We start from the raw sequence: 14,843 nt of genomic DNA, 5'->3' as shown, positions 1-14,843 counted from the left end.
ATCTTTGGCACCGTGTTCAGAGGTCGGGCTAAGACATTGAAAATTATCAGGCGAATATCCTGTGTGCTTTCGCTGCTGGTGATAACTATTCTCGCCGGTTGCGCAACAACGTCTCCGGCTGGTCCGCCACCGCCGAACCAGCAAGAGATTCTGGAACTTGCGCAGGTCATTCGTGCGCTTGGCGACGATGTTGATCCCGAAGAGGCAGATCGTGCGGCCCACATTGCTTACGAGTATCCGCTTCAGCTGGCGCAAGAATATCAGATCACTGACTCGGCACTTATACATAATATGAAGGTCAATAATGGCACGCGTCCGCGCGGGCTCTGCTGGCATTGGGCCCAGGATATGGAGACCCGGCTAAAGCAAGAGAACTTTCAAACGCTCGATTTGCATCGGGCCATCGCGAATTCCAACATGCTGCTTCGGATTGATCACAGCACTGTAATCGTCAGCAGCCGTGGGGATACGATGTATGAGGGGCTGGTGCTTGACCCCTGGCGATACAGCGGCGAGCTTCACTGGACGCCACCGCGTGAAGATTCGAGCTACGCCTGGCGCCCGCGTGAGGAAGTGCTGGCTGAAAAGCGGGAACGCATGGTGGCGCAAAACAGGTCTACAAATTCAATTAGCGTGTCTACCGGGCAAGCGGGTAACTGAGCTTTCGGTACTACGCCTAACACTCCAGCAGTTTCAAATTTCCGCAGATTCAGATGAACAGGCTGCGCTTTAGCGAAATGTCAGAATGACATACCGCTCTTAGGCCTGCCCAGATTTCATTTCGGCGATCCGCTCAAGCGCTTCTTTGCGCGTGTTGCGGATATTGGGGCGGCTGTCCTGACCTTCGCTACGCATGCGGATCAGTTCTTCAGTCCCTGAACCAGGCGCAAAGCGTACTGTGCCCAAAGAACCATCTGCGTTAAGATTCTTGCCGCGTTGGGCGTAGCTGACCCAAGCTTCCGGGTAGATATTTGTGCTTTCGTAGTTGACGAGGAAATACCATTTTTGGCCAGTTTCTTTGATCGCTTCTTCCAGAAAGTCATAGAACGCGTTCACGTCACCGGAATGCGCAAAAGTGAGGTTCGAAAAATCCGCTTCCATAATCTGATCATCAAACAAAAACCGAACACGTTCAGCAATCTGGTCCAGCGTGAGTGACAGATCATAAACGATCTTACGGCGACGTTTCGATGGCATCTCTGCAATCCGGGCGAGCGCGGCGTCACGATTGGAAAAGAGGTTCGGGTCAAAGCGTTCTGTTTTTGCGTCGCGCTCAATCTGACGTTTGGTTTCGTCGCTTGCGTCAAACCGCACGGATCCTTGCGAATGGGCGAGGTTCAATGCCTTGCCGCGCTTTGCGTAAACAAGCCACGCACTTGGGTCGATCCGCATACCGGACAGGTTGACCAGGAAGAACCATTTGTCCTCTCCGGTTTCTGCGATCCGAGCTTCGAGCCGATCATAGAAATGGTTTACATCCGGAGATGTCACAAACGCATAATTTGAAAAATCCGCTTCCATGATTTCGAGGTCATCAAGGAACTGTATACGGTCGTCTATGGAAATTGTTGCTTGGGTCATAAAATTCATCTCGCTACTGGGTCAGTGACGCTAAACACTGATGTGCCCGGCCACGTGCCGCATACACTACCGACTGCGATGTATACAAATGTATACTAACTATTTGCGAGCAAATGTCGCAGCCTTCCTTGGCCTTAAAGATAAGGACTTCTAAAAGATATTGTGGGTGTGCCGCTTAGTCAAATGTACCGGCCAATCACCGCCTAAAGGTGAAAGAGCCCATAGCTGAAGGCGCTAAATCTGTGGATTGAAATGACATGACGGCCCTTCTGTCGCTACCTCGGCATTGGATTGCTCGCGGTTTTGTAGGCCGACCAATCGGTGATCTCCGGATAATACATCGAACGCCACCTTCGCACGCGCGGGTTCATCATGCGCCGCCAGAGCGGTGGTACCATCGCGACTGCAGTCATTACCGGATAGCCATAGGGCAACTGTGGTGCCTCTGCTTCAGAATAGTTTTGCAGCAACGGAAAACGCCGGTTCGGTTTGTAGTGGTGGTCTGAATGGCGCTGCAGGTTTATCAGCAACCAGTTTGTTGTTTTATGCGCTGCGTTCCAGCTGTGGCGTGGTTTGACATGTTCATACTTTCCGTCGCCAAGATGTTTGCGGGTTAGACCATAGTGCTCAACGTAGTTCGTCAGCTCTAAGAACCAGACAGCGACGGATGCCTGATAGATGAACAGTGCCAGCCCGCCCCAACCGCCGATCAGATAGGCCAGAACAAGCATTGCCGCCTGCAATGTCCCGTAGCGAAAAAACGGGTTTGATCTGTCAAAGGCACCTTTGCCCTTACGCGCCAGCATCGCCTTTTCTGCATTCCATGCAGAGCGCAGACATTGGCGCAGCACACGCAGGAAAAACTTGTGAAATCCTTCGTTGTAACGCGCTGTTACCGGGTCTCGCGGTGTTGCGACATAGCTGTGATGCACCTGCAGATGCTCGCTGCGAAAATGGCTGTAGAGAACCATCGCAAGCAAAAGATCCCCCAACCAGCGTTCCAGATTGTTTTTCTGGTGCATCAGTTCGTGGCTGTAGGTTATGCCGATACCGCCTGACAGCATCCCAACACCGTAAAAAAGAACAATCTTTTCCCAGAGTGCCAGATGATCGGTGTGCGTCACCCACCAGATTGTCCCAAAAACCACGCAAAGCTGAATCGGAAACCAGAGCAACGTAATCAGCCGATACCAAAACAAATCGGCCTCATCAGTCTCTACGTCGGGGTTTTCCAGATTGAGACCGGTGAGTTTGTCGAGAATACTGAACAGGCACAAACCATAGAACGGCTGAAGGATAAGCGCCCAACCGCCAAAAACTGCCCCCAGATAGGTCAGCGGAACCATCCCAAGCGAAAGCCAGAACGGCAACGCATTTTGCAGCTTAGCAACCTGTGCAGCAGGGATCATCGCAGGCGTCCTTTTGATTTTGGTGAAATCATAACGCGTCTTCGCGGGGATACTCAATCTTCCTGCAAAAAACCTTGCGTCAGATCAAAGGCCTTTCGCATAACTGTCGGCAGGTCGGACGGTCGAAACTTATCAAGCGGCAGGAAATTTCCTGAAATTGGTCTGCAATCCTGTGAAACATCGGCATAGCGCAAAGCAAGCCGAAGATGGAAATGTGTGAAGGTGTGACGCACTTCCGCTGGTACGGTTTGCCAGTTCGCGGCAATTGGGGGGGCTTCGGTTGCAACATCTCCCCAATCCGAGCCGGGCCAGCCAAGCATTCCGCCGAGCAAGCCTTTATCCGGGCGGCGTTCCAGCAGCCACGCACCGTCATACCGCTTCGCAAGGAAAGCAACGCCATACCGTATGGGTTTCGGGTTTTTAGGTGTTTTCTTTGGCAGCTCTGCCTGAATACCTTTGGCACGCGCAACGCAGTCCGTTGACCATGGGCAAATACCGCAAGCGGGTGATTTCGGGGTGCAGATCGTGGCTCCAAGGTCCATGACCGCCTGAGCGTAGTCACCGGGCCTAGTTTCGGGTGTCAAAGCCTGTGCGAGCTTTGTGAGTTCTGGCTTCGCAGCGGGCAGGGGCGTCTCAATCGCATGTAACCGCGCCATCACTCTTTCAACGTTGCCGTCAACAACTGTCTCCGGCAGGTCAAACGCGATAGAGGCTATCGCGGCCGCCGTATAGGGGCCAATTCCCGGCAAAGTCAGCAGTGCATCATAAGTATCCGGAAACGTTCCGCCATGCTGTTCCACGACTGCACGCGCGCATTTCAACAGGTTGCGCGCCCGGGCGTAGTAACCTAGTCCGGCCCATTCCCCCATAACATCCCCGTCCTCGGCGGCCGCCAATGAGCGGACATTCGGCCAACGCGTTGTGAAACGGTGAAAGTAGTCGCGCACTGCTGCCACAGTTGTTTGTTGCAGCATGACTTCGGACAGCCAAATGCGATAGGGGTCGGGGACCTGTCCGGCTTTGCGGTCTGCCGGGGCAATACGCCAGGGCATTTCACGGGCAAACCTGTCATACCAGTCTAATATTTCCTGCCTAAGCTGACTATCACGCAAGTTTTATATCTCCTGTGGCGCTATTGCGCTGGCAGTTGCGCCGCATGAGTCTAAGATAGCGCGCAATTACGGGATGAAAAGATGGCACGTACATCAGCGCAATACCCAAAACATCCGCGCAGAGGCAAAGGCTTTGCGCAGACCTCGAGCCTGTTGCAAACCCGTATACGCAAAGCCAGTGAATCTCGCGGGTTCGCGGTAACCCGGCTGTTGACGCATTGGGAAGAAATTATCGGTGCCGAAATCGCTGCGACTGCGTATCCGGTTAAGGTCGGATATGGGCGTGACGGCTTTGGCGCGACGCTGACCATCCTGACAAACGGGGCCAATGCACCAATTGTTGAAATGCAGAAAGAGCGTATTCGTGAAAAGGTAAATGCCTGTTACGGATACTCCGCCATTTCGCGAATCCGTGTCACGCAAACGGCGCCTACCGGATTTGCAGAAGGTCAGATGTCTTTTAAACCTGCACCCAAAAATACCACTCCAGAACCTGACCCGGCAGTACGAAACGCAGCCCAAGAGGTTGCAAAACCCGTTCAGGATGATGATTTACGTTCTGCCCTTGCAGCACTGGGTGAAAAAATCTTATCTCGTAACAAACTTTAGAAGAGGTCCCCCTCATGCAACGCAGACTTTTCCTCGGAGGCACAGCACTCGCGCTGATCGCAGGTGGCGCCTATTTCTATAACAACCAATCCCAGACAACTGGCCCGAGCCTTGGCAGTGTCAGTGCGCAGGAAGCCAGCAACATCGATACATCTGGTATCGTCGAGATGGCGATGGGTGATGAAAATGCACCAATCACGATGATCGAATATGCGTCCTTCACCTGCCCTCATTGTGCAAACTTCCACAAGAATACGTTTCCACAGCTAAAAGCGGATTACATCGACACGGGTAAGGTAAGGTTCATCTACCGCGAAGTTTACTTTGACCGCTTTGGCCTTTGGGCCGGGATGCTGGCGCGTTGTGGTGGTGAAATGCGCTATTTTGGCATTTCCGACATGCTTTATCACCGGCAACGTGAGTGGCTTGAAGGTGGTGAGCCGGAAACCATCGTCAACAACCTGCGTACCATTGGCCGTGCTGCCGGCATGTCGGACGATCAGATGAACGCATGTCTGAATGACGGTGACACCGCTCAGGCGATGGTGGCTCTTTACCAAAAGAACGCGGCAGCGGATGACATTAATTCCACCCCTTCCTTTGTCATCGACGGCACCAAATACAACAATATGGGCTATGATGAGTTCCGCGCCATTCTCGACGAGAAGCTGGCTGGCTGATGACAGCTCCTCTTACGGGCCTGAAGGTCGTTGAACTGGCGCGTATTCTTGCGGGCCCTTGGGCTGGCCAAACGCTCGCGGATCTCGGGGCTGACGTTATCAAGGTTGAAAGCCCCTCGGGTGACGACACCCGCCAGTGGGGACCGCCGTTCTTAGAACGTGATGATGATCGCTCTGCGAGCTACTTTCACAGTTGCAACCGTGGCAAACGGTCCATTGCCGTTAATTTTCGAACCACTGAAGGGCAGGAAACCGTGCGGGCGTTGGTCGCTGACGCAGATATCCTGATCGAAAATTTCAAATTCGGCGGTCTCGAAAAATACGGGCTGGACTACAAAAGCCTGAGCGAACTGAACCCAAGGCTTATTTACTGTTCGATCACCGGGTTCGGTCAAACCGGCCCCTACGCGCATCGCGCAGGATACGACTACATCATTCAGGGCATGTCGGGTCTTATGTCGATCACAGGTGCACCAGACGGCCAGCCGCAAAAGGTTGGGGTTGCGGTAACGGATATCTTCACCGGCGTATATGCGACCACTGCAATTCTTGCTGCTGTGCATCAACGCAGTATCACCGGCAAGGGCCAGCAAATCGACATGGCGCTGCTGGATGTTGCCGTATCCGTCACCGCCAATCAGGCAATGAACTATCTGACCACGGGCAAAGCACCCGAGCGGATAGGGAATATGCATCAGAACCTCGTACCCTATCAGGTATTTGATTGTGCGGATGGCTATATCATCATCGCAACGGGGAACGACGCACAGTACCAGCGGCTTTGCCTCTTGCTTGGTCTGCCCGATTTGGCGGAAGCACCAGAGTTTCTGACCAATGCGGATCGGATCAAAAACCGGGAAAAGCTGACCGAACTGTTAACAGCGGTGACAGTCACCTTCAGTAAGGCCGACTTGCTGGCCGTTTGTGAGAGTAAGGGCGTTCCTGCAGGACCGATTAATGATCTGGAAGAGGTGTTTGCTGACCCGCATGTGAAAGCACGCGAAATGCAGCAAACGCTTGATGGGGTTCCTACGGTTCGGGCACCCTTCGTTTTCTCTGAGGCGGAGCTGACGATGGAACGCCCCTCGCCGAAACTGGACGAACACGGGGGTGAAATAAGGGCAGAGCTTAGCCAGAAGTAACCCGCTTCAATGCGGCATCAAAACTGCTCCAGTCTGAAATCTCAAGCCGTACCGGAACTGTCAGTACTTTCAGCCGAAAATCACGGGGCAGGCGCACCGCGTCCTTTTCTGTTGTGACCAGTTGTGCATTGCGCAACTTCGCTTCGGTCTCAAGGCGTTTCATCAGGGCAGGTGTCAGGGGTTGATGGTCGCTCAGCGCTTCGGCCCGTACAACGTCTGCTCCTTCTGCGCGCAGGGTTGCAAAAAACTTCTCCGGATGCCCAATACCTGCAAAGGCAAGCACACACATCTCACCCCATTCTATTCCTGTTTGAAGCGGTTTAAGCACGCCCTTGAGATGCGGAAGGGGAATGCGTTCTGCCCAAAGGTCTGCGAATTTATCCTGAGCTTTGTCGTCTCCGATCGACAACAACAAATCACCACGCTCTAGTCCAACGTCCACTGGTTCGCGCAAAGGCCCCGCAGGTAAAACCCGTCCATTGCCAAACCCGTGCAGCGCATCAACAACGATGATCGAAAGATCCTTAATCAAGCTGGGGTTCTGAAACCCATCATCCAATACGATGATATCTGCACCTGCAGCAATGGCCGCCTCAGCGCCCGCCGCCCGGTCCTTAGCCACCCAGGTTGGAGCAAACGCTGCAAGCAATAGGGGCTCATCGCCAACCATGCTCGCAGTATGCGCGGTCTCGCTCACATGAACCGGCCCAGATAGGCTTCCACCGTGCCCGCGAGACACGATATGTGGCACGAAACCCTGTTCCTTAAGCCGCATGACAATAGCAATTGCTGTGGGTGTCTTGCCGGTTCCGCCCGCATTCAGATTACCAATGCAGATCACGGGCACCGGCAGGCGTAGCCCGCTCCCACGCGCCAGTCTTCGCGCGGTTCCAACGCTGTAGAGCGCGCTGAGCGGGGCCAGAAGCCGCGCGCGCCAATCAGGTTGATCGGGAGGTGTGAACCAAAAGCGTGGTGCCTGCATCAGCCCGCCCTCGGTGTGTCGAGCACATCTGTCAGAAGCTCGATAATGCGCCCGGTCACGAGGGACCCGCCAGAGGACACGGCCCAAGCGTTATGCGCCATGATTGCCGCCTTATCAGGGGCTAATAGGGTCTCAACTGCGGTTGCCAGGGTTGTTTTGTCTTCAACAAACTCTGTAGCTCCGGCTTCGCCAAGACGCGCGTAGCTATCTGCAAAGGGACCTAGTTCGGGACCGTGTAGTATGGCAGAACCCAACGCAGCAGGATCATAGGGGCTGGCACCGCCAGGTTTGGTGTTTGGTTCAAGCGTGCCACCCATGAATGTTGTCGGGGCCAACCGATACCACAGGCCCATTTCACCCTCTGTGTCTGCGACATAAACTTGCGTGTTCTCATCCGGGTCTTCCCCACCAGACCTCAAACAGGTGTTAAGACCCGCCGCCTCAAAGTCCTGCGCCAGTGTCGACCCGCGCTCCGGGCGCTCAGGCACGACGATAAGTAAAAGCCTGTGGGCGCGCCGCATCGCAGTTTTATGGGCGGCAATAACAATCGCCTCTTCATTTTCCGAGCAACACGCGGCCAGCCAGATCGGCCGTGTCAGCAATAACGCTGCAAGACGCGCACGCTCGACTTCGTTGCACGCAAGCGCAACAGTGCCTTCCTGCATTGGACCAATAATTTCTATCTTGTCAGTCTCAATTCCCTGACGTTTCAACCAATCAGCAGTTTCTTCATCGCGGGCTAAAATCGCCTCGAACTTCTGATAAAGACTTTTGTCGAGCCTCAAAAGCTGATGAAAAAGTGAAGGTTTCGCCGCTGGCATGTTTGCGTCCGCTAAAATCAAAGGGATTTTTCTGGCTGCGATTTCGCACAAGATCAGCGGATGGCTTGGGTTTTCTGTCCAGACCACGGCATCGGGTTTCCAGTGTTCAAGATAAGGACGGATAAATTGCGGTGCTTGTAACGGCAAAAAAAGATGAAAGCACTGTTCAGGAAGGTGTTGTTTCAAAAAATCATCTAAATCTGCAGACTCTGAGGTCAGAAGAAACCAAAGTTCATCACCATCTTCACGGATGCGAGATATGGTTTCGAAAAAGGCGTCCACCTGCGTTTTGGTTTTAACGTGACACCAGATCAGAGGGGCGTCAGGGCGCCGCTCTTTGGGGGTTCCCAGTCTTTCGTGGATGCGGGTTGCATCTTTCTGGTGCTCCAGTCGCCGACGCTGAAGCACACCATACTGGTGCGCCAGAACATAATAGAGCATCAGACCAAAAGACTGTGCCACTGCTTAATCCGCTTAGTTGCCAAGCTCTTCGGTCGACGAAGCTTCTGTTTCTTCGTCGCGAAGGCGGTGAATATGGGCAATGAAATACCGCATGTGGGCATTGTCCACTGTGCGTTGGGCTTCACTCTTCCAGGAATTGTAAGCGGAGGCATAGTCTGGATACATGCCAACGATGTGAATATCCTCGACGCTTTTAAATGCGTTCTTTGTCGGGTCGACAAGCTCGCCACCAAAAACGAGGTGAAGACGTTGGGTCATATGGTCCTCCGAAAGGTATTAAAACGTTGCCCGTACCCTAGTGGATTGATGACACAGGGGAAAGAGGCGAAGCTTGATCTCATCAAGGCTTCTGTGCGGGCAAACTGTATAGTGACGAGAACAGGTGCCGCGAGAGGTTCCTAGTTTACCGGAACAGAGGCGGGTTTTTCGGCAAAATCCCAACTCCGGATGTAACAGGTTCAGCCAAAAAGTAATCCTGGGCTGCCCCAGGTTCGTTTTGAAAAAACACTTGATCAGATTCCTGTTCTTGGCGACGCTTTACACGCTACTGCGCGATTTGGCAGATTAAGATCGTTGTTTTTAGGTAATTAAGTATTGGAGCGTTCGATGAGTGACCGCAAGAAAAGCGAAGACAAGAAAAGCCCGACCCCCGGTGGTTACGTTAAATCAGGGTCAAAAGGGGAAAAGGGCGGCGCGAAGGAAAAGCCATCCAAAGGCAAATAGGCCTAAGACTTTAGTCTGGCAAACGGGCACGCAGACCGCTGTGCAGGCCCGGGCCCGCGGCGATCATGCCTTTCAGCATAGGGCGCGCGTTGTTGTATGCCGGTTTCCCGCCGTGGGTATCTGAAACTGTGGCGCCAGCCTGCGCTGCAATCAGGCTGCCTGCGGCAACGTCCCATTCCCAAGTGTCGCGCAACGTGAGCATGCCATCAAATGCGCCCTCTGCGACCAGGCATAACCTGTACGCCAGTGACGAACGGAAATGCCGCTTTACAGGGGGCACACCACCCGGCCAGTGTTGTGTTTCAAAGTTGGGCTTTGCGGCCAGCAGGTTCGCCTTTTCGATCGCGACACTGCTGACCGTGATTGGTCTGTCGTTTAACAAGGCGTGGCTGCCGGAAGTCGCGACATAAAGTTTATCGAGCATCGGTAGAAAGACGGCGGCTGTCGTGATCCGACCGTTTTCCGCTATTGCCAGTGAATGGGAAAAATTGCGTTCCCCGGCAATAAACGCGCGGGTTCCGTCGATCGGGTCAATGATGAAAACTTTCTCATGGCTCAGACGCTGGGCGTCATCTTCGGTTTCCTCGGACAACCAGCCATAGTCAGGCCGTGCGCCGCGCAGTTCAGCCGTCAGCATCCGGTCGATTTCCAGATCGGCTTCTGTTACCGGGCCAGCGCCATCCAGTTTGTCCCAGAAATCGGGCGAATTTTTCCAGTATCGTCGCGCAATCGCGCCGCTCGCATGGGCGGCGTCGATCAAGAGGGACAGGTCACTCGCCGGCAAGGGTCAGCCCCTCGACAAGCAGGCTTGGCACAACACGGCTTAGGTGCAGGCGCGCGTCATTTGCTGGTACAATGCGGCGCAGCATGTCGCGCAGATTACCCGCGATTGTGCATTCATTTACCGGATACTTTATCTCGCCGCCTTCAACCCAGAAGCCAGAGGCACCGCGCGAATAATCGCCGGTTGTGGAATTGATGGACGATCCGATCATTGACGTGACGAGCAAGCCTGTCCCCATTTCGGCCAGCAGATCAGCCCGGCTTTGATCGCCCTGAGTCAGGCTGACGTTTGACACCGATGGCGACGGCGGCGAAGACGTGCCACGTGCGGCATTCGCCGTGCTCTTCATTCCGAGCTTTCGGCCAGTGCCAAGGTCCAGCGTCCATCCCGTCAGAACACCGTTTTCAACAATGGCGCGTTTGGCGGTTGGCAACCCTTCACCATCAAAAGGGCGAGAGCCGCTGACACGTACCCTGTGTGGGTCTTCGATCAATGACAGGTGATCCGGCAAAACTGCGTCACCCAGTGCGTCGCGCAGCCAGGAAGACCCACGCGCAATGCTGGATCCGTTGGCTGCTGACAGCAAGTGCCCAATCAGGCTGGAAGAAATGCGTTCATCAAACAGAACCGGATAGGCCCCGGTTTTTGGCTTGCGCGCGCCGCTACGCTCAACCGTGCGTTCGGCTGCCGTAAGGCCAATAAATTCTGCATCCGGCAGATCGTTCTGAAATATACGGCTGTCACCATAATAGTCCCGTTCCATGTCGGACCCGGTACCGGTGATCGCAACACAAGACAGCCCCCGGCTACTGCGGCTGTAGCCCCCGGAAAAACCATTGCTTGCCGCCAGATGTATGTTTTGCCGACCATATCCAGCTCCGGCAGATTGAACCTGACTGATGCCCTTCACTGCGAGTGCTGCGGCCTCAGCGCGCCTTGCATCGTCTTCCAGCGCTGCTGGTGCGGGTTCCTCCGACGGATCATACATTTCAAGTGCATCAACATCCCAGTGTTGGGCAAGCTGCGCTGGATCGGCCAAGCCTACCGTATCATCCTCTGGCGCTTCAAGTGCCATAGCGACAGCACGTACAGCCATTTCAGCCATTGTTTCCGGGCGTGTGTCCGAGGCGGAAACCATCGCCTGCCGCGTTCCAACCAACACGCGCAGACCAATGTCTGTACTTTCAGAGCGTTCCGCCTGTTCAAGGGCACCGTTCCGCACGTCAATAGAAAGCGAAGAACCCGCAACCGCCAGCGCATCGGCGGCTTCGGCCCCGGCTTTCTGCGCAGCATCAAGAAGGGCAGATGTCAACTTTTCAAGTTTATCGCTCATGAGATGTCCGTATTTTACCTGTGGGGTTGAGGTAAGCCGCGTTCAGCGTAGGCGCAAGCCCCCGCATTAAAAAGGGCCGCCCGGTTTTACCAAGGCGGCCCTGACTTTTTACTGTTTGCACAGTTATTTCAGACGCTGACCATTGGCCAGAACATGGCCTTGATCATTGACTTCGATTTTTGAATTCAACGTGTCTTCGCCGTCACCGGGAACCGCAAACAGGCCCATCATCATGCGCGCACCCATTGCCTGATCATCCGGGATAAGGCCCATCTGAACCAGCTTATCAAGCAGTCCGTTTGCGCCCACCAGTTTCAGATCAATGCTACCCTCTGGGCGTGGAACACCGTCGAAGGTCTGCAGGTCATCGTTGTCAAAAGTAAAGCCGCCGTTCCCTGTAAGATCTGCGCCTGCAACAGAAACCTGAAGATCATTCAGTGTCAGCGCGTGTAGCTCACCAGGAATTTCGCCACCGTCCATCATTCCGGCTTCTTCCGGGTTCATGATGTTGAAGAACCAGTTCGCTTTACCAGCCGTATCAATGACTAATGTGGCCGGATCGCGTGGCAGAACAGTTGCCGGGTCGATCATGTTCCAAAGCGTATCCGTCACTTCGATACCAACAAGCCGGACGCCCATTTCAAAATCATCGGGCGTGTCGGACTTGGTAATGGGCATCAGGAAGTTCAGCCCATATTCCGCAGCTTTCAATGTCAGTTCGGGGAATGGAATTTCAGACCCGGAAATCGCGATATCGATATCTTTCACAAGTTCTGAAAGCCCCATGCCGTCCTGGTTCATTTCAAAAGCAACTTCAGCGCCACCAACTCTGCCATTTGCAGCAAAGCTGTCCCCGTCACCTGTGCCGTCGAGGTTGAAGGTGATAGCGCCTAAGGAATAATCAAAATCAAAGGCCATTCCGGCATCCAGGTTGGCTGCCATATTCTCTTGGTCAAACACCTCTGGAACCGACATTGCAAAAGTGCCAGCCAAAGCAGCCGCAGCAAGATCAAAGTCTACGTCAACACCTTCACGGGGTTCTTTGACACGGATGCTTAACTCCATAGTGTCTGTCGTTAGATCACCGGATATTTGTGTCGGTGCACCGTCAACCACCAGATAGCGGCCGCTGTAACCAGTGAGCGCAGCATTCAAATCCACATCGATTTTTTCACCCTCAACTTCGATGCCGTCCATCGTCATTGTCATTGTAGGTGCCGAAAAGTCATAGGCTGTTTCACTGTCATCGCCGCTTGCAACGATAACCATGCCGGAATGAGCGACAGACATTACTAAATTCATGTCCTCGTTGCCGCCGTCTGCCCGGACAGCAATGTCAAAGTTTGGTGGAAAGGTGATCGCGACGGTGCCGTCACCCTGTTCGGTCAATGACATAGAGCCCATCGACATGGAAACCGTTCCGTCGATATCTTTGCCCAAGTCCATTGAAAAGTTCATGTCGTTGATTGTCAGCGTATCGCCTGACATGTCTTCGGAACCGGTTTGAACGGTGTAACCAAACCCTTCCATGTAAGTCTTATAGTCGTTCCATACGCCTGCGGCGGTTACGTCCGCAAATACTGCCGTACTTGTTAACAATGTTGCTGTTGCGGCCAGACCGCTAATGGACTTCCATTGTGCCATTATAAAACCTCGTGGTTAAAATTCATTTTCCAATGTCGTCTGTGCAACAAGATTGGTCAAGGGCAGAGGGCGCTGGTGCGTTCAAAATTGCTGAGGTATCACAGGGGTAAATAGTGAAGGAAAAGAATGATGCTTTCAGGAAAATGTGCACTGATAACCGGGGCAAGCCGAGGCATCGGTGCCGAAACGGCGCGGGCTTTGGCGGCAGAGGGTGTGAATGTTGTTTTGTTGGCGCGCGGGGCTGCCGCAATAGAAGCGCTCGCCTCTGAGATTGGCGAGCAAGCCCGTGCAATCCCTTGCGACGTCAGCAACTACGATGACATCGCAGCTGCGGTAGATACTGCGGTGACGACCTTTGGAAGTCTCGATATTGTGATCAACAATGCCGGCGTGATCGAGCCGATCTCTCATTTGGCAAAGTCAGACCCGGCTGAATGGGGACGTGTGATCGATATCAACCTAAAGGGCGTCTACTATGGAATGCGCGCGGCTGCGCCTGTCATGCAAAAGGCAGGGAAGGGCACCATTATCACGATAAGTTCAGGTGCTGCCCATCACGCACTGGAGGGGTGGAGCCACTATTGCGCCTCTAAAGCGGCTGCTGCGATGCTGACGACCTGCGCGCACAACGAATTGTCTGCAGACGGTTTGCGCATCATGGGGCTGTCGCCCGGAACAGTTGCCACGCAAATGCAACATGAGATCAAGGCATCAGGTGTGAATCCGGTGAGTGAGCTCGACTGGGAAGATCATATTCCTGCGGACTGGCCCGCACGTGCGTTGGTGTGGATGTGCAAACCGGAATCAGACACTTATCTGGGGCAGGAAATCTCGCTTCGGGAAGACAGTGTCCGGCGCAAGATCGGGCTGATTGCATGATCGAACTTGTGAAAGATGATGGTCTCTGGACGGTAACGCTTAACCGTCCGGACAAGGCAAATTCGCTAACGCCCGAGATGCTGGAAGACCTTGCAGAGATCGCAACTGCAGCAAACGGCACCGCCAAGGTACTGGTGCTAACTGGCACAGGCAAGGTTTTCAGTGCCGGGGCCGACCTTGAGGCTGCGCGTGCAGGCCTCGCTACCAGCGATGTGTGGGAGCGTCTTTCAGGTGCGCTTGCGGCATTACCATGTCTGACCATCGCAGCGTTGAACGGGACACTGGCTGGTGGTGCCTTTGGCATGGCGCTTGCCTGTGATCTGCGCATCGCCGTTCCAGAAGCCAAGTTCTTTTACCCAGTCATGAAGCTGGGCTTTCTGCCGCAGCCGTCGGACCCAAAGCGTTTGACAGAGCTTGTCGGGCCATCCCGGGCAAAGCTGATCTTGATGGCGGGTCAGAAACTGACAGCAGATGAGGCCCTTTCTATCGGCCTTATCGATCATCTGGTCGAACGGGAACGTCTATCCGAAACAGTCGTAACATTGGCTGCAGACTCGCTTGGTGCAACGCAGTCGCATGTCGCCGGGATCAAGGCGATGATCAGCTAGGGGCAAGGTCCCATAACGTGATTGAAAGAGTCTAATGAAGGCTTTGAGCCTATTGCAGACATCGCTCGGGAAAT

15 protein-coding genes are annotated in these 14,843 nt (G+C 54.0%); 6 read left to right on the top strand and 9 right to left on the bottom strand.

Annotated elements, in window-relative coordinates:
* The first annotated feature begins 36 nt into the window (after positions 1-36).
* Positions 37-660, top strand: coding sequence for a hypothetical protein (locus tag J4E70_RS13880; protein ID WP_213890239.1), 624 nt, complete (start codon positions 37-39; stop codon positions 658-660).
* Between the two features lie 99 nt (positions 661-759).
* On the opposite strand, the gene J4E70_RS13875 is transcribed toward J4E70_RS13880, so the two are convergent.
* From J4E70_RS13875 to mutY, 3 genes are all read right to left on the bottom strand, one after another.
* Complete coding sequence (locus tag J4E70_RS13875) at positions 760-1,581, bottom strand: hypothetical protein (RefSeq protein ID WP_213890238.1); 822 nt, start codon at positions 1,579-1,581, stop codon at positions 760-762.
* Positions 1,582-1,856: 275 nt separating this feature from the next.
* Positions 1,857-2,990 carry an alkane 1-monooxygenase gene (locus J4E70_RS13870; protein ID WP_213890237.1) on the bottom strand — a complete coding sequence of 378 codons (1,134 nt, stop codon included), beginning with the start codon at positions 2,988-2,990 and terminating at the stop codon, positions 1,857-1,859.
* Positions 2,991-3,043: 53 nt separating this feature from the next.
* Complete coding sequence (mutY, locus tag J4E70_RS13865; protein WP_213890236.1) at positions 3,044-4,102, bottom strand: A/G-specific adenine glycosylase; 1,059 nt, start codon at positions 4,100-4,102, stop codon at positions 3,044-3,046.
* Between the two features lie 81 nt (positions 4,103-4,183).
* Here mutY and J4E70_RS13860 point away from each other — a divergent pair, with 81 nt between their 5' ends.
* Genes J4E70_RS13860 through J4E70_RS13850 form a run of 3 tightly spaced genes read left to right on the top strand, consistent with a single transcriptional unit; the run spans position 4,184 to position 6,533 of the window.
* Positions 4,184-4,711, top strand: a complete 528-nt coding sequence (locus J4E70_RS13860) for a DUF721 domain-containing protein (protein ID WP_213890235.1) — start codon at positions 4,184-4,186, stop codon at positions 4,709-4,711.
* A 14-nt stretch (positions 4,712-4,725) separates the two neighbouring features.
* A complete protein-coding gene (locus J4E70_RS13855; RefSeq protein WP_213890234.1) occupies positions 4,726-5,391 on the top strand; it encodes a DsbA family protein in 666 nt (221 codons plus the stop codon).
* On the top strand, positions 5,391-6,533 hold the full coding sequence (locus J4E70_RS13850) for a CaiB/BaiF CoA transferase family protein (RefSeq protein WP_213890233.1): 1,143 nt from the start codon (positions 5,391-5,393) through the stop codon (positions 6,531-6,533). The genes J4E70_RS13855 and J4E70_RS13850 overlap by 1 nt, the downstream gene beginning before the upstream one ends.
* Here the strand turns inward: J4E70_RS13850 and lpxK are convergent.
* From lpxK to J4E70_RS13820, 6 genes are all read right to left on the bottom strand, one after another.
* Positions 6,520-7,515 carry a tetraacyldisaccharide 4'-kinase gene (lpxK, locus tag J4E70_RS13845; protein ID WP_213890232.1) on the bottom strand — a complete coding sequence of 332 codons (996 nt, stop codon included), beginning with the start codon at positions 7,513-7,515 and terminating at the stop codon, positions 6,520-6,522. The two genes, J4E70_RS13850 and lpxK, sit on opposite strands and share 14 nt — an antisense overlap.
* Positions 7,515-8,798, bottom strand: coding sequence for a 3-deoxy-D-manno-octulosonic acid transferase (locus tag J4E70_RS13840; protein WP_213890231.1), 1,284 nt, complete (start codon positions 8,796-8,798; stop codon positions 7,515-7,517). The genes lpxK and J4E70_RS13840 overlap by 1 nt, the downstream gene beginning before the upstream one ends.
* A gap of 12 nt (positions 8,799-8,810) precedes the next feature.
* Positions 8,811-9,056, bottom strand: a complete 246-nt coding sequence (locus tag J4E70_RS13835) for a DUF4170 domain-containing protein (RefSeq protein ID WP_213890230.1) — start codon at positions 9,054-9,056, stop codon at positions 8,811-8,813.
* 475 nt (positions 9,057-9,531) lie between these two features.
* Complete coding sequence (locus J4E70_RS13830; protein ID WP_213890229.1) at positions 9,532-10,305, bottom strand: 3'(2'),5'-bisphosphate nucleotidase CysQ; 774 nt, start codon at positions 10,303-10,305, stop codon at positions 9,532-9,534.
* Entirely contained in the window at positions 10,292-11,638 is a 1,347-nt protein-coding gene (locus J4E70_RS13825; RefSeq protein WP_213890228.1) for a TldD/PmbA family protein, read from the bottom strand. The genes J4E70_RS13830 and J4E70_RS13825 overlap by 14 nt, the downstream gene beginning before the upstream one ends.
* A 123-nt stretch (positions 11,639-11,761) precedes the next feature.
* Complete coding sequence (locus J4E70_RS13820; RefSeq protein WP_213890227.1) at positions 11,762-13,282, bottom strand: DUF2125 domain-containing protein; 1,521 nt, start codon at positions 13,280-13,282, stop codon at positions 11,762-11,764.
* Between the two features lie 126 nt (positions 13,283-13,408).
* On the opposite strand from J4E70_RS13820, the gene J4E70_RS13815 reads away from it, so the two are divergent.
* Together J4E70_RS13815 and J4E70_RS13810 are read left to right on the top strand one after the other, a co-directional pair.
* Entirely contained in the window at positions 13,409-14,161 is a 753-nt protein-coding gene (locus tag J4E70_RS13815; RefSeq protein WP_213890226.1) for an SDR family oxidoreductase, read from the top strand.
* Positions 14,158-14,769 carry an enoyl-CoA hydratase/isomerase family protein gene (locus J4E70_RS13810; protein WP_213890225.1) on the top strand — a complete coding sequence of 204 codons (612 nt, stop codon included), beginning with the start codon at positions 14,158-14,160 and terminating at the stop codon, positions 14,767-14,769. The genes J4E70_RS13815 and J4E70_RS13810 overlap by 4 nt, the downstream gene beginning before the upstream one ends.
* Positions 14,770-14,843: the final 74 nt, after the last annotated feature.

Source organism: Pseudohalocynthiibacter aestuariivivens (assembly GCF_018457175.1).
GTDB classification, from domain to species: domain Bacteria; phylum Pseudomonadota; class Alphaproteobacteria; order Rhodobacterales; family Rhodobacteraceae; genus Pseudohalocynthiibacter; species Pseudohalocynthiibacter aestuariivivens.
Note: the sequence above shows the minus strand (reverse complement) of the source record. Positions and strands in the feature narration are given on the sequence as shown.